The organism is Nocardia sp. NPDC046763, from assembly GCF_040645495.1.
GTDB lineage: Bacteria > Actinomycetota > Actinomycetes > Mycobacteriales > Mycobacteriaceae > Nocardia.
The window spans coordinates 143,937-159,971 of sequence record NZ_JBEYYI010000003.1 but is presented as its reverse complement, the minus strand read 5'-3'; the positions used below and the strand labels follow the sequence as shown (position 1 = coordinate 159,971).

Below are 16,035 nucleotides of genomic sequence, written 5' to 3'. Positions count from 1 at the left end.
TATTTTCGAGGTTGTTGTCTAAGTGGTCTGTTTTCAGTCGGTCCTGATTGGTCTGCGCTACTCACACTGCATTACCGTTACGGGTGAGTTGTCGTACTTTCACCGTCTGGCGAGGAGCAGGAACTAGATGAACGCCGAGAAATCCGTCGCACAGCGTCATCGCGTGGTGGTGATCGGGTCCGGGTTCGGTGGACTGTTCGCCTGCAAGCAGCTACGCAAGGCCGACGTCGACATCACCCTCATCTCGAAGACCTCCACGCACCTGTTCCAGCCGCTGCTGTACCAGGTCGCCACCGGCATCCTCTCCACCGGCGAGATCGCCCCCGCCACCCGCATCGTGCTGCGCAAGCAGCAGAACGCGCGCGTCGTCATGGGCGAGGTCACCGACATCGACGTCGCCAACGGCACCGTCACCTCGCGCCTGCTCAACCAGGACTACGTCACCCCCTTCGACAGCCTCATCGTGGCCACCGGCGCGCAGCAGTCCTACTTCGGCAACGACCACTTCGCCACCTACGCGCCCGGCATGAAGACCATCGACGACGCCCTCGAACTGCGCGCGCGCATCCTGGGCTCCTTCGAAGAGGCCGAGCTCGCCACCGATCCCGAAGTCCGCGACCGCTTCATGACCTTCGTGGTGGTCGGCGCCGGGCCCACCGGCGTCGAATTGGCCGGGCAGATCGCCGAACTCGCCGACCGCACCCTGGACGGCTCCTTCCGCAATATCGACACCCGCGATGCGCGCGTCATCCTCGTCGAGGGCGCGGGCGCGGTACTCGCCCCCATGGGCCCCAAGCTCGGCGGCAAGGCGCAGCAGCGGCTGGAGAAGATGGGCGTGGAGATCCAGCTCAACGCCATGGTCACCAATGTCGACGCGCGCGGCGTCACCATCAAGGACCAGGACGGCTCCGAACGGCGCATCGAATCCGCCTGCAAGGTGTGGTCGGCCGGCGTGCAGGCCAGCGGCCTGGGCAAGATCCTCGCCGACCGGTCCAAGGGCACCGAGGTGGACCGGGCCGGGCGCGTCATCGTCGAACCGGACCTCACCATCAAGGGCTACCCGAACGTCTTCGTGGTCGGCGACCTGATGTCGGTACCGGGCGTGCCCGGGCAGGCCCAGGGCGCGATCCAGGGCGGCACCTACGCCGCGAAGGCCATCAAGGCCGAGGTCGCGGGCAAGCAGACGGTCGCCGACCGCAAACCCTTCAAGTACTTCGACAAGGGCTCCATGGCCACGGTGTCGCGGTTCAGTGCGGTATGCCAGGTGGGCAAGCTGGAGTTCAGCGGCTTCTTCGCGTGGCTGGCCTGGCTGGGCCTGCACCTGTGGTATCTGGTCGGCTTCCGCAGCCGCTTCGTCACCGTGCTCGAATGGTTCGTCTCCTTCCTGGGCCGCCACCGCGGTCAGATGGCCGCCACCGAGCAGTGGGTGTTCGCGCGGCTGGCGCTCGAGGCGCTCGACGATCCGGCCGAGGCGCGTCAGCTCGCCAAACAGATCGGCGGCGAAAGCGCTTCGGGCAATGGCAAATCCGTGGCGAATGCGGAAACAGGGAAGTCCTCGCAGCAGCGCGCGGGCTGACAGTATTTCTCCCATGGGGGCCCGATAGGGGCCTGATCGGGCTGTGTGTCCCGACCAATCCGGTGCATCGCCGGATCCGAATGTTCGACATTCGTTGATATTTCGGAAGAAAGGTCCCCCATGGGCAAACGCCAACAGGTCGATTCTGTTTCGCCACGGCGACGACGTCCAGGTTCACTGGCGGTCGCGAGTGCGCTGCCGCTGGCCGCTGCCCTCGCCGCAGCCGGAACCAGTGCGGCGGAACCGGTTTCGGCCGATGAGTCCCAACCCGCCGTGGTCGACAACCAGCCCGCCACCACCCGGCCGGGCCGCACCACCGCGCAGCCGGGCATGGTCGTGGACACCCCGTTCGGCCAGTTCGCCGTGCCGGTGCCGCAGGCCGTGGCCGACGGCGCGCGCACCTACCTCGACGCCACCATCGGCGTACCGGCAGGCCGGGTCTTCGGCCCGGCCGGTACGCCCGCGGCCGCCTCCATCATCGCGGTGCCCGCCGCGACCATCGGCGCGGCCGCGGGCGCGGTGAACGGCTACCCGGCCCCGGGGGCGCCGGCCGATCAGTCGGCGAGCGGAATCGACGACTCCGCACCCGTCGGCGGAACAGTTACGGACGAGTCGGCAACCGAGGAGTAAGTGCGGATCTACTGAGGCCGGAATCCCTGAACTGGGATTCCGGCCTCTTTCATAGCATTTCGCGAACACATCGGCGATTTCCCAGTTACGGCAACGATTTCCGGTTGTCAACCTTGTCACCAATCCAGGCGACCGATGGGTTCGAATGTCGAGCGTCGATGTACCCGTAGACGTTCTACCTGAACAGAAAGGTTCTGCATGGCCGGAGGTAAGCACCGAGCACTCAACCCCCACCGGAACAAGGTAGGCAATGTGGTGGCGGCGGGAGCGGTTCCACTAGTCCTGGCGATCGCCGGACCGGGCAGCGCGAACGCGGCACCCGCCGCCGCAGGCGCCTCGGTCGGCGCGGTCAACGCTCCACCGCGCGTCGTCGGCGACTGACCCTCGCCGCCGAAGCAGCTCTATCGAGCACCGCTGTGCTCGCGGTGGGAACCGGTGGTGAGGTCCGGTTCCCACCGGCGCCCGCCGCCCCGATACGGGCCACGCATTGCGGCCCCGGCGAAATCCCTCGCACACGCGACAATTTCGCTGGCCTCAGCAGCTCAATTCCCTGCCGTCGCTGCCGCCTTCTCGGTCAGTAGGGCATGGGTTTGTTCGCCTCGGCCCAGCCGCGCTCGATATGGCTGCCGGGCGGGGGCGGGAACAGTCCACCGATCATCCAGGTGTCCCGGGGTACCTCGGTGATATTGAATTCGAGATGCAGCCCGCGATCGTGGGTGTACGGGGCCATGAGGTCGTGCAGGCGCTCGCTCATCCGCTTGCGCAGGTCGGGGTCGTCGAGTTGGCGTGCCAGGTGGTCGACGGTAATTCGCACCGCGGGGATCGACACGCCGCCGACGTAGAAGGAGTCGGCCGGGACCTCGTGGAAGAGCACCACCGCGTAGAACTCCGGCAGCCCGAAGTGCGCGTAGTAGGCGGTGATGTCCTTGGCGAAATTCTGTTTGTCCTCGGCCGTGAGAGTGTCGGCGGGGTGATAGATGTGCCACAGCGGCATGATGAACTCCCTTGAAAGAGACGGATTTTCAGCGACCGAACGACAACACGAGGCCCTCGACCGGCCCCGACAGCGCGGCCTTCACCTGCCTGGTGAAGTCGTCCACGAGCACCTCGGTCGCCCCCTGCTCCAGCCCGTCGGCGACCGCCGCCGCCACCTCGGCCGGGCTGAGCTTCGGCGCCGCGATGGCCTTCACCATGTCGGTGTCGGCGAACCCGAGATGCACACCGACCACCTGCGTACCCTGCCCCGCCAATTCGATCCGCAGGGAATTGGTGATCGACCACAGCGCGGCCTTGGACGCGCCGTACGCCGCCGCCCCCGAACTCCAGGACAGCACCGAGTGGATATCCACCAGCGCCCCACCACCGTTCGCGGCAAGGATCGGCGCGAAAGCCCGCGCGATCCGCAGCGGCCCGAAGACATTCGTCTCGAACGTCTCCACCACATCCGCCATCTCGGTCCGCAACAGCGGAGCCGGCCGCAGCACCCCCGCATTGTTCACCACAATGCTCACATCGGCCGCCCGCGCGGCCACCGCGGCAACCGAATCCGGGTCGGTGACCTCCAGCTCGACCGGCACGACCCGCGGATCGTCACTCGACTCCGGCTTGCGCGCGCTCACGTACACCTGCGCCGCACCCCGCTCCAGAAACTCCTGCGCGAACGCACGGCCCAGCCCACGCTGCCCGCCCGTCACCAGGACACTCGCACCCTCGATGGTCGTCATATCCGCCTCCTTGATTCGTCGCCAATGATCTGACTATATCTAACTATAGTCAACATGAACGGCGACAGGTCACGGATCTGCCGTCGAGCTGTCGGCGGATTCCGGTCATGGCGGTCGAGGCCCTGTCCGACGAGGCGGAACTCCGCAGTAGCACCTCCCGGATCTCGATCATCCTGGTCCGGTGAGCGAGCAGCGCTTTCGCAGGCGAGCGGGCCGGCTGAGGTGAGTCGCCGGGGAGCGGCCGGGGCTGGCACAGGGGCTGCGCCCACTCGCCTCCGGGTCCGCGGGACCGGATCGTCCACCGGGTAGGCGAGATCTGTCGGTGCTCGCGTCTACGTTCGACGCGGGAGGAGTTCATGATCATGACCGACATCAGGTACCAGTTCGGCGACGCAACCGTACCTGTCACCGATGGCCCCGCGATCATTGCGCATATCTGCAACGACCTCGGCCGCTGGGGCAAGGGCTTCGTAGTCGCCGTGTCGGCCCGCTGGCCACAACCCGAACGCGCCTACCGCGACTGGTACCGTCACCGCGACTCCAACGACTTCGGACTGGGCGCAGTGCAATTCGTTCCGATCACTCCGACCCTGCACGTGGCCAATATGATCGGCCAACACGACATCCGCCCCCGCGCGGGCGTCGCGCCGATCCGCTACGAAGCCGTAGACGAAAGTTTGAGCAGACTGGCCGATTTCGCGTCCTCGTCCCATGCCACCGTGCACATGCCGCGCATCGGTTGTGGCCTGGCCGGCGGAACCTGGGACCGAATCGAATCGCTCATCCGACATCGACTCTCCGGCCACGGCATCCCGGTCACCGTGTACGACCTGGAATGACTTCGATTTTCCCGGGTGCTCTGCTCGCGGCTCCCGGAATACATCGACGAAGAGGTTTCTCCGAGAACGGAATTGCAAGTCAGCGGGTCAGCAGGCGCCCCGTTCGAGTGAACAGGGTGCCGCCTGCGGCGAGGGGTAGGAGTGCTGCATCCAGGCCGGTGGTGTCGGCTGGGCGGTCGTCGGGGTAGGTGAGCACGCTTTCCAGTGCGCGCGGGGCCGAGAGGGTGTCGTCGGTGGTGGTGTCGGCGCCGAGTTCGAGGCGGTGGCGCAGGAGTGGGGTGGCGCCGATGTCGGCGGTGAGCTCGCCACGCCAGTAGCCGTGGTCCTCGCCGGTGCGGCCGATCTGGATGCGTTCCCGAATGCGCAGGCGCGCACCCTCTTCCAGTCGGATGGTGGTGAAGGTCTCGTGCTCGGCGCCGCCGGCGACCACCGTCGGTTCGGGGTCGACATCGAGTTCGCCGCCAGCGGCCACGTCGAAGCGCCAGTGCGCCACGGACTTCCGGGTCTCGCGCCCGGGCAGCGCGATGGTGGCGGCCACCGACCGTACCGTCAACCGTGCGCCCTCGCCCACCGAGACGACGATGTCCAGCACGTCGCCGCCCAACGGTGTGGCGGCGGTGCCGATGACATGCACCGTGTCGATACCGGTGTGGCGCGCCGTCAGGCCGCCGACCGCGTGGATGTGCGGCAGCGTCCCGGCGGTCGCGGTGATGCGGAGCTCAGTGCGAATGGGCACTGCCCGCCGCCGCATCCTGCTCGGCGGCCACGCGCAGCTGTTCGCGCACCCAGGCCAGGACCGGTGTCGCGGCCGGATCCTCGGTGAGGGAGGTGAACACGAACGGCCGGCCCTCGCGCACCTGGGTCGAATCCCGGTCCATGACAGCCAGATCCGCGCCGACCATGGGGGCCAGGTCGGTCTTGTTGATGACCAGTAGATCCGACCAGGTCACGCCGGGTCCGCCCTTGCGCGGCACCTTGTCGCCGCCGGCCACGTCGACCACGAAGATCTGCGCGTCGATCAGGCCGGAGGAGAAGGTCGCGGTCAGATTGTCGCCGCCCGATTCGACCAGGATCAGATCAAGCGGCGGGTTCGCCTCGATCAGGTCGTCGATGGCGTCCAGGTTCGCGGTGATGTCGTCGCGGATCGCGGTGTGCGGGCAGCCGCCGGTCTGGACCGCGGTGATCCGCTCGTCGGGCAGCACCGCGTGCCGGCGCAGGAAGTCCGCGTCCTCGGTGGTGTAGATGTCATTGGTCAGCACGGCCAGCGACAGCTCGTCCCGCAGCTGCCGGCACAGGGCCGCGGTCAGCGCGGTCTTCCCGGACCCGACGGGCCCGCCGATCCCGATCCGCAGCGGCTCCCCCGGCGTCCGCTCCCGCTTGGGCCGGTCGTGGCTGTGGTCGTGCGGTTCCCCATCGATGAGGTGAGGTGGCATGTGCGGCTCCTTTCACCCCCATCCTTGCCCAGCCACGTAAACCGGTTGTTACCAACCCGGCGACCGGCTAGGACGCGAACAGCGGCATGTCCCGCCGCAGGTGCCGCTCGGCGAGCACGTCCTGCAGCGGGTCGGAGAGCGCGGCAAGCGATTTCGCCGCCTGCCGCGCGGTGGCGTCGCACAGCTCGGCGAGCCGGACCGTGCAGGCGGCGACCGCGGCGGGATCGAGGGCCAGCAAGCGCTGCGCGGCCGTCGCGGCCCCGGTCATGGTGGTGTAGACGGTGACGGCGGCAATGTCCTCCGGTGCGGCATCGCATACCGTGCCGACCACCCCGAACACCGTGGACAGATGCGGCCGAGCGCCGAGCGCCCGCCAATCGGCCTGCGGCCAGACCTGTTTGGCCAGCCGCAGCAGCCCCCGCCCCTGGGCCCGCGACGCCGAGCGCGCCGACGGCGACGGCGTCCGCGCGTCGGCCTCGAGCTCGGCGCGCCCCGGTTCGAGGGTCCCCGCGCAGACGGCGGCCGCCAGCGAGGCCGCCACCAGCCCGGAGGTGCGGACGCGTCGCCGCAGATAGAGCTCGACGCTCGGGACGTCACGCAGCAGACCCGAGGCGACCGCCTCCTCGACTCCGCCCGAATGCACGTGCCCGCCGATCGGCAGCCGAGAATCGGCGAGCGTGAGGAGGGTGGCCAGGCTCATCGCCGCACGTCCGGATATCGCATGGCCCGATCCTAGGCCGTGCCCGGCCGCGTCCTCCCGGCTAGGTGAACAGGCAGGGCATCGAGGCCGAGATGCTCTTCAGGGCGCAGGTGAAGGAATTGACCGCGCCCGCGGAACCGGTCTCGGGGACCAGCCCGGCGACCGGGTTCACCGTGGCCGGTTCGGGGGCGGCCGGTTGCAGCGACAGCGGAGCGGCCAGGGCCGGGGCCGCACCGAGTCCGGAGCCGATGGCCGCGATCGCACAGGCTTTCAGCACAACGGTTTTCATGAATCGCCCTATCTCACAGCAAGCTCACAGGAAGCGGAACGCAGCGAGACTAACCCGAAAGCCGCGAGTGCGAAGGCAATTCGTTTCAAACTACGGGGGGATCCGGTGCCACGGCCAGCAGACCCGCGCAAGCAACTTGACATCGACCAATGTTGAGGTTGCACGCTGGGGGCACGTTCATTGCCGAGACCAGGAGTTGCCGTGCGCGCCATCCGTCTTCACGAGTTCGGACCTGCGGAGAATCTGCGGTACGAGACGGTTCCGGACCCCGAGCCCGGCCCCGGCCAGGTACGGATCACGGTCCGCGCCGCGGGGGTGCATCTGCTGGATACCACGCTGCGGCAGGGCTTCTCGGGATCGCCGATGCCGGTGCCCCAACTGCCGACCATCCCTGGCCGGGAGGTGGCGGGGACGGTGGACCGGGTGGGTCCCGGAGTGGACGACAGCTGGCTCGGCCGCGCGGTCGTCGCCCACATAGGGCAGGCGCCGGGCGGATACGCGGAGCTCATCGTGACCGAAGCCGTACGGCTGCACACGATTCCGGACGGTGTCGATGCCGGGGCCGCGGTCGCGATGATCGGCACCGGGCGCACCACGCTCGGGATTCTCGGCTTCGCCGAGATCAGCGCCGAGACCGTGGCCATCGTACCGTCCGCGGCGGGCGGTATCGGCACCCTGCTGGTGCAGTACCTGGCCGCGGCGCGGGCAACCGTCATCGGGCTCGCGGGCGGGAAGGCGAAGGCCGATCTGGTGTACGAGAACGGTGCGGATCTGGCGCTGGACTACCTGGATCCGGCATGGCCGGAGGCGGTGCGGGCCCGCTACGGCGACCGCCCGGCCACCCTGCTGTTCGACGGTGTCGGCGGCGAGATCGCCCACACCGCGGTCGATCTGCTCGGCGCGGGCGGCGTGCGACTGGTGTTCGGCTGGTCCGGCGGGCAGGTGGACCTCGACGAGCAGGCCCTGGCCGCCCGCGGCATCACCTCGCAGGTCGTGCTCGGCCCACCGATGCTGGAACGCGCGGGCGGCTTGCGCGCCTTGGAGACTCGCGCGCTGGCCGAGGCCGCGGCGGGTCGTCTGCGCCCGGCCGTCCAGTCCTTCCCACTCGCGCAGGCCGCCGCCGCGCACCGGGCCCTGGAGTCCCGCGAGACGACCGGCAAGGTGGTGCTACTCCCCTGACCAGCGACCCATGCTGCGCTCCATGAACCGTTGCGCGGCCCCGCGCCGCAGATCCACGAACGCCTGCACCGGACCGGTCCACCAGGGCGAGATCTCCAACGGCCGCGCCACCACGGCATGGCAGATGAGATTGGCCGCCTCGTCGGCGGTGAGCCCGGGCACGCCGGAGAAATCGGTGGGCGCGCTCATGCGGGTGTGCACCAGCGGCATGTAGACCGAAGTGGTGGTGACACCGTCGGCGGCGATCTCGGTCGCCACGGTGCGCAACCAGATGTCGAAGGCGCCTTTGGACGCACCGTAGGCCGACCACCGCGGCGCGGGCGGCATGCGCAGTCCCCAGGTGGAGATGTTCACGATGTGCCCGCGCCGGTGCCGGCGCATGCTCGGCAGCAGGGTCAGCAACAGCCGCACGGGTCCGAGGTAGTTGACGTCGATGGTGCGGGTGAAATCGTGGAACCGGTCATAGGATTCGTCGATCGGGCGGCGAATCGAGCGGCCCGCGTTGTTGATCATCACGTCGACCCGGCCGTGCTCGGCCAGCACTCGCTGCCCCAGGGCCTCGACCGCATCGAATTCGGTGATGTCCGACTGATACACGTGCGCCGTCCCGCCCGCCTCCCGGATCTCGGCGGCGACCTGTTCGAGGGCCTCCAGCGACCGCGCCACCAGCAGCACCGTCGCGCCCGCGGCCGCCAGTTTCCGCGCGGCCGCCTTGCCGATGCCGTGCGACGCGCCGGTCACCAGGATGACCTCGCCGGACACGGCCTCGCACAGCGCTTTCTCACGCGGCCGTGAGGTCGGATAGAAGATTCTGGTCGCCACGCGTTCCGCCAGCGGACGTCCGTTCGCCCCGGCCGGTCGCGCACTGTTCGGAGCGTCTTGCTCAGCCACGCTTCCGAGCCTAACCGGCGGACCGGTATGTGATCGGGAACTGAGTGGAAATACCCTGGGCGCAGCCCGCTTTCCGGCACCAGGATGGGAGGCGGTCCGCGGGGGAAGGAATCGGTCATGTCGTATCGAACGGCGGAAGAGCCGACGCCGGAACACGTCTCGATCCCGGGTTGGATCGCACGCGGCATCGTGCTGGTGCTGTTCGTGCCGCCGCGGCTGGTGTGGGAGGCGCTCGAGCGGATCCCGCGACTGATCGCGGCGGCATTCAGGCTTTTCAACGAGCATCTGGCGCGACCGCTGGCGATCTTGTTCCGGGACTGGGCCTTCCGCCCACTGCGCAATTTCGTGCGCAACCATCTCTGGCACCTGCTGATCCAGCAGCTGCTGTTCGGCATGGTCCTCACCCCGATCGGGGCGTTCCTGCTCGCCTATGTCCTGCGCCCGATCCAGCGCGCCATCGAGGAGTGGCTGTGGCGGCGGATCCTGAAGCCGGGCATCCTGTGGATCTTCCGCACCGTGGTGCTACCGATCGTCGACGCGATCGAGTGGACCCTCGCCATGGCGTGGAAGTGGCTGGTCGCCGTCCCGATCTCGGCCCTGTGGCGGCAGATCCTGCGCCCCGGCGGCCGCTGGCTTCTCGTCACGGTGATCGACCCGCTCGTCACCTGGCTGATTGTGTGGCCCGCGAAGCAACTGTGGCGGTGGGTACTGCGTCCGCTGGTCTACGCAGTCGTCGTGACGGTGCTGTTCGGCTGGCTGGTGGCCACCACCGTCGTCCGCATCACGGTGGTGACTCCCTGCCGCTGGTTCAACCGCACTGTCCTGCAACCACTCTTCGCGGCCGTCGCCCGCGCCTGCCGTGCCCTCGTGGGCCCGGTGCGCTGGGCGTATCAGCGGGTGGTCATGCCCTGGCGCGCCCGCATCACCGAGGTGTGGACGACGCTGTTCGGCGGCTAGTGCGCGGAACCGGCCGGCACCGCACCGCTGGTCGCGGTGGCGCCGGACTTGGCGAAGACCGCCACCACCGCCATGGCGGCCAGCAGCACCGCACCGGTGGTGGTCGCCACGTGCATGCCGGTCACGAAGGATTCGCGGGCCGAATCGACCAGGGCGGCATTGTCACCGGCCCGGGCGACGGTCTCGCCCAGCGTCGGCCCGAAGTCCCCGCCGGAGCGGAACACCAGGGCCGCCAGCGATCCCAGCAGCGCCAGGCCCAGCCCGTTGCCGAGTTCGAAGCTGGTCTCGGAGATGCCGACCGCCGATCCGGCCCGCTCGGGCGGCACCGACGACACCGCCACCTCCGACACCAGCGTGAACGCGATGCCGAAGCCCGCGCCCGCGACCACGGAACCGGCGATGTACCAGCCGATCCCGCCATCCACGCCGAGCCCGAGCAGCATGAGGTTGCCCAGCGACGCCATGCTCAGCGCCAGCACGAAGGTGGTCTTGGTGCCGAACCTGCGCCCGATCCGCGCGCCGCTCATCGAGAACACGAACACCACCACGGCCCCCGGAATCCCGAGCAGCGCCGACTGCAACGCGTCGCGGCCGGTCACCGACTGCAGATACATGCTGGTCAGGTAGCTCATGCCGGCCAGCGCCAGCATGCAGACCGTGCTGGACCCGATGGCCACCGAGAACAGCCCGCGCCGGAACAGACTCAGATCCAGCAGCGGCTCGTCCAGCGTGCGCTGCCGCCGGATGAACGCGGTCAGCAGCAGCACGCCGAGGATCCCGATGCCGGCGGCCGGCAGATCGAATCCCTCGGCCGCGCAATGCTTGACGGCGTACACGAGCGGCAGGATGCCACCGATGGACAGCAGCACGCTCACCCAGTCCAGACGCCCGCGCCCGGCGTCCCGGTGCTCGGGCAGCAGCAGCGGACCGAAGACCAGGAGCACCAGCAGCACCGGGGTATTGATGAGGAACACCGAACCCCACCAGAAGTGGTGTAGCAGGACACCGCCGATGATGGGCCCGACCGCCGACCCGCCCGCGAAGAACGCGGTCCAGACGCCGATGGCGGTGGCGCGCGCCCGATCGTTCGGGAACAGCGTCGAGATCAGCGCCAGGCTGGACGGCAGCAGTGTCGCGCCGCCGATGCCCATGAGCGCCCGCGCCGCGATGAGCACGCCCGCGCTGGGTGCGAAAGCGGCCAGCGCCGAGGCGATTCCGAAGACCGTGGCGCCGGCGAGCAGAATGTTGCGGCGCCCGATGCGGTCGCCCAGATTGCCCATGGTGATGAGCAGTCCGGCGATCATGAACCCGTAGATGTCGAGGATCCAGAGCTGCTGTGTCGCGGAGGGATCCAGACTCCGGGTGAGGGTCGGCATGGCCAGGTAGAGCACCGACATGTCCATCGACACCAGCAGCACCGGCAGCAGCAGAACCGCCAGGCCCGCCCAGGCGCGGCGCGGCGTCTTCGCGTCGGGACGCGCGAGGGTACTCGTCATGACCTATCCTTCGGGCTGATTTCGGGCTTGCAAGAAAATGCGCGCGTACGTTGTACGCACGAGCGCGAGTACAGTGTACGCACACCCTGCGCGGGAAGGGAACAATTCGTCCGATGACCGAGGCCAAGCTCACCCGGGCCGCCATCGTCGACACCGCCATCACGCTGGCCGACGAGTCCGGACTGGATTCCCTGTCCATGCGCCGCATCGCCGATCGCATGAACTCCGGCGCCATGTCGCTGTACCGGCACATCCCCAACAAGGACGCCCTGCTGGCGGCCATGACCGACGAGGTCTCGCGGCGCAATCCCTACCCGCCGGCCGAGGGCCAGGGCTGGACCTGGCGGGACCGGGTGCGCATCGCGGCCGAGGTGGATTGGCGGCTCTACCAGGAACATCCGTGGGTGCTGTTCACTTTCGCGGTGCCACGCTACAACTTCGGCGAGCACAGCCTGGTGGTGCTGGGCTGGCTGGTCGAGGGGTTCGCCGAGCTCGGCGTCGACACCCGCGAGGCGACCCGGATGTCACTGTCGGTGTGGAGTTACATCGCCGGGGTCGCCCTGCAGGAGGTCAGCGCCCGGCTGCTGCAGGGCCGCGACAGCAGCGCCGACGAGCGCTCCGGGCTCACCGCCCTGCTCGACGGCGACCCACGCTGGGCCACCCCGCCCCCGCTGGCCGACCTCGTCGGCACGGGCGACACCACCCTGCTGGATCCGGAACACCTGCTCGACACCGGCCTCACCGCACTGTGCGACGGCTTCGAGGCCCGCGCCGTTCACTGATCCGCCCGAAATCACCGGCCCGGGCACCGCCGAATCCCGGTGCGCGGCATCGTCTGCACCTTTGCACAGACTGCAATCCTGCGGACGATGCGGTCCGCCTGGCCGCTGCCCGCAGATCGGCGACGGCGTCTTGTGCCCCCGTTCGATCACTCGTACACTCGAAAACTCACTTTCGAGTTCCTAGGCAAGGCCGTCCGGGTCGCAGACCGCGATGTCCAGCGGACCCCGGCGCCGGCAGTCTTGGGGTGGCGCTCGCACTGCCACCGCGCATCGCCGACAGGTCGCCCGCGGCCACATGCTTTCGCCGTCAACCTGATTCGGCATCCGTTCCGTCCATCGATCGGTGGTCGATGTGTACCGAACTCGGAACCGCGCCCGCACCCACCCGGTGCTCACCGAGGCTTGGCGGAGATGGCCACCCTCGTGACCGCCGCGGCGATGTTCGTCGGCACCAACATCGACAATGCGGTCGTGTTGACGGTGCTCAACGTCACCTCGCACAGCACGGGGATCCCGAGGCGGTGGCAGATCTGGGCCGGTCAATACCTCGGCGTCGGTCTGATCGTGGCGGTGTCCGGGCTAGCGGCGCTGGGACTCTGCGCCGTCCCGGTGGAGTGGATCGGGCTGCTCGGTGTGGTCCCGCTGAGCCTGGGGGTCGGGATGCTGGTCAGGGCCCGTCGGCGCTGCGATCGCACACCGACCCCGGTCGGCACCGGGCTGTGGTCGGTGGTGGGACTCACCGTCGCCAACGGCGGGGACAATGTTTCCGTCTACACCCCGGCCTTTCGCATCATGGGGCCGACGGATGCGCTGCTCACCGTCCTGGTGTTCGCCATCCTCACCGCTGCGTGGTGTTCGGCCGGCATGGTGCTGACATCCCATCGCCGGCTGGTCGAAATCCAGCGACGCTACAGCCGCTGGGTCATCCCGTTCGTGCTTATTGCGCTCGGGCTCTACATCATCGACCGTTCGGGCCTCGTGTTCGGTCAACTGCCGCTATGAGTCCATTCCGGTCGGTACTCTTCTATGGGTACGAGAGGTTGGTGACCAGCGAGAGTTCCGGACATCGAGTCCCGGAACGGCATGGTCACCCATGCATCGAATCGAACATCGATGAACTCCCAGCGGTATCGCCGGAGCTGGGTACCACCACCAACGATTCTCCTTTCCAGAGGTGAATGATGGCCAGGAAGTTCGAAGGACATATCGCTCTCGACATCCGTGACTCGGTCGCCGACTGGGGGCCGTACGCAGAGCCCACCGCGAAGCAGGGTGCACCCAACGTGCTGTATCTGGTGTGGGACGACATCGGAATCGCTACCTGGGACTGCTATGGCGGTCTGGTCGACATGCCGAATATGAAGCGGATCGCCGATCAGGGCGTGCAGTTCACGCAGTTCCACACCACCGCGCTGTGCTCGCCCACGCGTGCCTCGCTGCTGACCGGGCGAAATGCGTCGTCGGTCGGTATGGCGACGATCGAAGAATTCAGCGATGGATTCCCGAGCCTGTCGGGGCGCATCCCTGCCGACACCGCGTTGTGTTCGGAGGTTCTCGCCGAGCGCGGGTGGAACACGTACGCCGTCGGTAAATGGCACATGACGCCGCTCGAGGAGGAGAATCTCGCGGCGTCGAAGCGGCATTGGCCGCTGGGGCGTGGGTTCGAGCGGTTCTACGGTTTCCTGGGCGGCGAGGCCGACCAGTGGTATCCGAATCTGGTGTACGACAATCACCCGATCTCCCAGCCGTATCCGCCGGAGGACGGGTATCACCTGTCCAAGGATCTGGCCGACAAGTCGATCGAGTTCATTCGCGACGCCAAGGTGATCGCCCCCGACAAACCGTGGTTCATGTACTTGTGCCCGGGCTGCGGGCATGCCCCGCACCACGTTGCGCACGAGTGGGCCGACAAATACCGTGGCCGGTTCGACATGGGCTACGAGAAGTATCGCGAGATAGTGCTGGAGAACCAGAAGCGCATGGGTCTGGTGCCGGAGCACACCGAGCTGTCGCCCATGAACCCGTACATCGACGTCACCAGTGCCGACGGCAGGCCGTGGCCGGCGCAGGACACGGTACGAGCATGGGATTCGTTGTCCGAGAACGAAAAACGGCTGTTCTCCCGGCAGGCGGAGGTGTTCGCCGGATTCCTGTCGTACACGGACGCACAGATCGGCCGGTTGCTGGACTATCTCGAGGAGAGCGGCCAGCTGGACAACACGATCATCGTGGCTTTCTCGGACAACGGCGCGAGCGGCGAGGGCGGTCCGAACGGTTCGGTCAACGAGATGAAGTTCTTCAACGGCTACATCGACACGATCGAGGACAGTCTGGCCAAGCTCGACGAACTGGGCATGCCGACCACGTACAACCACTACAGCATCGGGTGGGCGATGGCCTTCAACACCCCCTACAAGCTGTACAAGCGGTACGCCTCGCACGAAGGCGGTATAGCCGATCCATGCCTGATGTCGTGGCCGGCCGGCATCCCGGCCCGTGGCGAGGTCCGCCACCAGTACCTCAACGTCTGCGACGTCACCCCCACGGTCTACGAACTGCTCGGCATCACACCGCCGGACACGGTGAAGAACGTGGAGCAGCGCCCCTTGGAGGGGGTCAGCTTCCGGGCCCTGTTCGAAGACGCCGACGCCGATGTCGGCAAGCACACCCAGTTCTATTCGATGCTGGGCACGCGCGGAATCTGGCATCGCGGGTGGTTCGCCGACACCATTCACGCGGCGTGCCCGTCCGGCTGGGGACATTTCGACAAGGACCGCTGGGAACTGTTCCATCTCGAGCAGGACCGCAGCCAGATGCACGATCTGGCCGAGGTTCATCCCGAGAAGCTGGAGGAATTGAAGGCACTGTGGTTCTCGGAGGCCGAGAAATACAACGGGATGCCACTCAATGATCTCGACATCGTCTCCGCGATGGTGCGCTATCGCCCGACCTACGCCAAGGGCCTGGACCGGGCCGTCTACTACCCGGACAGCGCGGAGGTCGGACCGGGCGCGGCACTCGAGATTCTGGGACGCTCGTTCGCGCTGCTCGCCGAGACGACGATCACCAGCCCGGACGCGGAGGGAGTGCTGTTCGCCCATGGTGGGCGGCTCGGCGGGCACGCCCTGTTCGTCCAGGACGGCCGCCTGTGCTACATCTACAACTTCCTCGGCGAGGAGGAACAGGCCATCGTCTCCGATCGCCGGGTACCGCTCGGCGATCACATCCTCGGGGTTCGGTACGAACGGCACGGCACCCGGCCCGACCACTTCACGCCCACGGGCGACGCCGTCCTCTATATCGATGAGAACCCCGTGGGTTCACTCGATGACATGCGGATCCAGCCGACCGTCTTCTCCGGTGTCGGGGAGGGCGTCCGAGTCGGCCGGGACACCGGTCAGTCCGTTTCGGCGCGATACCGGTCACCGTTCCCGTTCACCGGGGGGACCATGCACCAGGTCATCGAGGACGTGAGCGGAAAGCCGTACCAGGATCTGGAAATGGCGGCGGCTGCGGCCTTTTCGCGCGATTGAGGCGAG

General features: G+C 67.9%; 17 protein-coding genes. 9 read left to right on the top strand and 8 right to left on the bottom strand.

The genetic code is table 11. The annotated features are described in order from the left end of the window. Positions 1-127 precede the first annotated feature (127 nt). The 3 genes from ABZ909_RS05805 to ABZ909_RS05795 all read left to right on the top strand — a co-directional run bounded on the left by ABZ909_RS05805 (position 128) and on the right by ABZ909_RS05795 (position 2,587). A complete protein-coding gene (locus ABZ909_RS05805) occupies positions 128-1,576 on the top strand; it encodes an NAD(P)/FAD-dependent oxidoreductase (protein ID WP_356996470.1) in 1,449 nt (482 codons plus the stop codon). A gap of 120 nt (positions 1,577-1,696) precedes the next feature. Further along, a complete protein-coding gene (locus ABZ909_RS05800) occupies positions 1,697-2,206 on the top strand; it encodes a hypothetical protein (RefSeq protein ID WP_356996469.1) in 510 nt (169 codons plus the stop codon). Positions 2,207-2,404: 198 nt separating this feature from the next. Further along, positions 2,405-2,587: a hypothetical protein gene (locus tag ABZ909_RS05795; RefSeq protein WP_356996468.1), complete on the top strand. Its 183-nt coding sequence runs from the start codon at positions 2,405-2,407 to the stop codon at positions 2,585-2,587. Positions 2,588-2,780: 193 nt separating this feature from the next. On the opposite strand, the gene ABZ909_RS05790 is transcribed toward ABZ909_RS05795, so the two are convergent. Together ABZ909_RS05790 and ABZ909_RS05785 are read right to left on the bottom strand one after the other, a co-directional pair. Further along, positions 2,781-3,200 (bottom strand): tautomerase family protein, encoded by a 420-nt coding sequence (locus ABZ909_RS05790; RefSeq protein ID WP_356996467.1) that lies wholly within the window; start codon positions 3,198-3,200, stop codon positions 2,781-2,783. A 28-nt stretch (positions 3,201-3,228) separates the two neighbouring features. Continuing rightward, the gene (locus ABZ909_RS05785) at positions 3,229-3,930 is read right to left on the bottom strand and encodes an SDR family oxidoreductase (protein ID WP_356996466.1); all 702 of its coding nucleotides are present in this window, start codon (positions 3,928-3,930) and stop codon (positions 3,229-3,231) included. Positions 3,931-4,292: 362 nt separating this feature from the next. Here ABZ909_RS05785 and ABZ909_RS05780 point away from each other — a divergent pair, with 362 nt between their 5' ends. Beyond that, positions 4,293-4,769 carry a macro domain-containing protein gene (locus ABZ909_RS05780; RefSeq protein ID WP_356996465.1) on the top strand — a complete coding sequence of 159 codons (477 nt, stop codon included), beginning with the start codon at positions 4,293-4,295 and terminating at the stop codon, positions 4,767-4,769. Positions 4,770-4,848: 79 nt separating this feature from the next. On the opposite strand, the gene ABZ909_RS05775 is transcribed toward ABZ909_RS05780, so the two are convergent. From ABZ909_RS05775 to ABZ909_RS05760, 4 genes are all read right to left on the bottom strand, one after another. Beyond that, a complete protein-coding gene (locus tag ABZ909_RS05775) occupies positions 4,849-5,499 on the bottom strand; it encodes an urease accessory protein UreD (RefSeq protein WP_356996855.1) in 651 nt (216 codons plus the stop codon). Further along, positions 5,489-6,202 carry an urease accessory protein UreG gene (gene ureG, locus ABZ909_RS05770; RefSeq protein WP_356996464.1) on the bottom strand — a complete coding sequence of 238 codons (714 nt, stop codon included), beginning with the start codon at positions 6,200-6,202 and terminating at the stop codon, positions 5,489-5,491. Before ureG ends, ABZ909_RS05775 begins: the two co-directional genes overlap by 11 nt. Positions 6,203-6,269: 67 nt before the next feature. After that, positions 6,270-6,902, bottom strand: coding sequence for an urease accessory UreF family protein (locus ABZ909_RS05765; RefSeq protein WP_356996463.1), 633 nt, complete (start codon positions 6,900-6,902; stop codon positions 6,270-6,272). A gap of 61 nt (positions 6,903-6,963) precedes the next feature. Next, entirely contained in the window at positions 6,964-7,191 is a 228-nt protein-coding gene (locus ABZ909_RS05760) for a hypothetical protein (protein WP_356996462.1), read from the bottom strand. Between the two features lie 201 nt (positions 7,192-7,392). On the opposite strand from ABZ909_RS05760, the gene ABZ909_RS05755 reads away from it, so the two are divergent. After that, positions 7,393-8,370 carry a zinc-binding dehydrogenase gene (locus ABZ909_RS05755; RefSeq protein WP_356996461.1) on the top strand — a complete coding sequence of 326 codons (978 nt, stop codon included), beginning with the start codon at positions 7,393-7,395 and terminating at the stop codon, positions 8,368-8,370. Here ABZ909_RS05755 and ABZ909_RS05750 read toward each other — a convergent pair. Further along, the gene (locus ABZ909_RS05750) at positions 8,359-9,261 is read right to left on the bottom strand and encodes an SDR family NAD(P)-dependent oxidoreductase (protein ID WP_356996460.1); all 903 of its coding nucleotides are present in this window, start codon (positions 9,259-9,261) and stop codon (positions 8,359-8,361) included. The genes ABZ909_RS05755 and ABZ909_RS05750 overlap by 12 nt on opposite strands. A gap of 117 nt (positions 9,262-9,378) precedes the next feature. Between ABZ909_RS05750 and ABZ909_RS05745 the strand changes: the two genes are divergently transcribed. Continuing rightward, positions 9,379-10,218 carry a hypothetical protein gene (locus ABZ909_RS05745; RefSeq protein ID WP_356996459.1) on the top strand — a complete coding sequence of 280 codons (840 nt, stop codon included), beginning with the start codon at positions 9,379-9,381 and terminating at the stop codon, positions 10,216-10,218. On the opposite strand, the gene ABZ909_RS05740 is transcribed toward ABZ909_RS05745, so the two are convergent. Beyond that, positions 10,215-11,714 carry an MFS transporter gene (locus ABZ909_RS05740; protein ID WP_356996458.1) on the bottom strand — a complete coding sequence of 500 codons (1,500 nt, stop codon included), beginning with the start codon at positions 11,712-11,714 and terminating at the stop codon, positions 10,215-10,217. The two genes, ABZ909_RS05745 and ABZ909_RS05740, sit on opposite strands and share 4 nt — an antisense overlap. 113 nt (positions 11,715-11,827) lie before the next feature. Between ABZ909_RS05740 and ABZ909_RS05735 the strand changes: the two genes are divergently transcribed. The 3 genes from ABZ909_RS05735 (at position 11,828) to ABZ909_RS05725 (ending at position 16,029) form a co-directional block, all read left to right on the top strand. Further along, positions 11,828-12,496 (top strand): TetR family transcriptional regulator, encoded by a 669-nt coding sequence (locus tag ABZ909_RS05735; protein WP_356996457.1) that lies wholly within the window; start codon positions 11,828-11,830, stop codon positions 12,494-12,496. 411 nt (positions 12,497-12,907) lie between these two features. Further along, positions 12,908-13,498, top strand: a complete 591-nt coding sequence (locus tag ABZ909_RS05730; protein ID WP_356996456.1) for a cadmium resistance transporter — start codon at positions 12,908-12,910, stop codon at positions 13,496-13,498. Between the two features lie 179 nt (positions 13,499-13,677). After that, positions 13,678-16,029 (top strand): arylsulfatase, encoded by a 2,352-nt coding sequence (locus ABZ909_RS05725; protein ID WP_356996455.1) that lies wholly within the window; start codon positions 13,678-13,680, stop codon positions 16,027-16,029. The last annotated feature ends 6 nt before the right edge of the window (positions 16,030-16,035 follow it).

Coding starts and splice junctions, on each gene's coding strand:
- ABZ909_RS05805 (WP_356996470.1), top strand. CDS start 128: ATGAACGCCGAGAAATCCGTCGCACAGCGTCATCGCGTGGTGGTGATC.
- ABZ909_RS05800 (WP_356996469.1), top strand. CDS start 1,697: ATGGGCAAACGCCAACAGGTCGATTCTGTTTCGCCACGGCGACGACGT.
- ABZ909_RS05795 (WP_356996468.1), top strand. CDS start 2,405: ATGGCCGGAGGTAAGCACCGAGCACTCAACCCCCACCGGAACAAGGTA.
- ABZ909_RS05790 (WP_356996467.1), bottom strand. CDS start 3,200: ATGCCGCTGTGGCACATCTATCACCCCGCCGACACTCTCACGGCCGAG.
- ABZ909_RS05785 (WP_356996466.1), bottom strand. CDS start 3,930: ATGACGACCATCGAGGGTGCGAGTGTCCTGGTGACGGGCGGGCAGCGT.
- ABZ909_RS05780 (WP_356996465.1), top strand. CDS start 4,293: ATGACCGACATCAGGTACCAGTTCGGCGACGCAACCGTACCTGTCACC.
- ureG (WP_356996464.1), bottom strand. CDS start 6,202: ATGCCACCTCACCTCATCGATGGGGAACCGCACGACCACAGCCACGAC.
- ABZ909_RS05765 (WP_356996463.1), bottom strand. CDS start 6,902: ATGAGCCTGGCCACCCTCCTCACGCTCGCCGATTCTCGGCTGCCGATC.
- ABZ909_RS05760 (WP_356996462.1), bottom strand. CDS start 7,191: ATGAAAACCGTTGTGCTGAAAGCCTGTGCGATCGCGGCCATCGGCTCC.
- ABZ909_RS05745 (WP_356996459.1), top strand. CDS start 9,379: ATGTCGTATCGAACGGCGGAAGAGCCGACGCCGGAACACGTCTCGATC.
- ABZ909_RS05740 (WP_356996458.1), bottom strand. CDS start 11,714: ATGACGAGTACCCTCGCGCGTCCCGACGCGAAGACGCCGCGCCGCGCC.
- ABZ909_RS05735 (WP_356996457.1), top strand. CDS start 11,828: ATGACCGAGGCCAAGCTCACCCGGGCCGCCATCGTCGACACCGCCATC.
- ABZ909_RS05730 (WP_356996456.1), top strand. CDS start 12,908: ATGGCCACCCTCGTGACCGCCGCGGCGATGTTCGTCGGCACCAACATC.
- ABZ909_RS05725 (WP_356996455.1), top strand. CDS start 13,678: ATGGCCAGGAAGTTCGAAGGACATATCGCTCTCGACATCCGTGACTCG.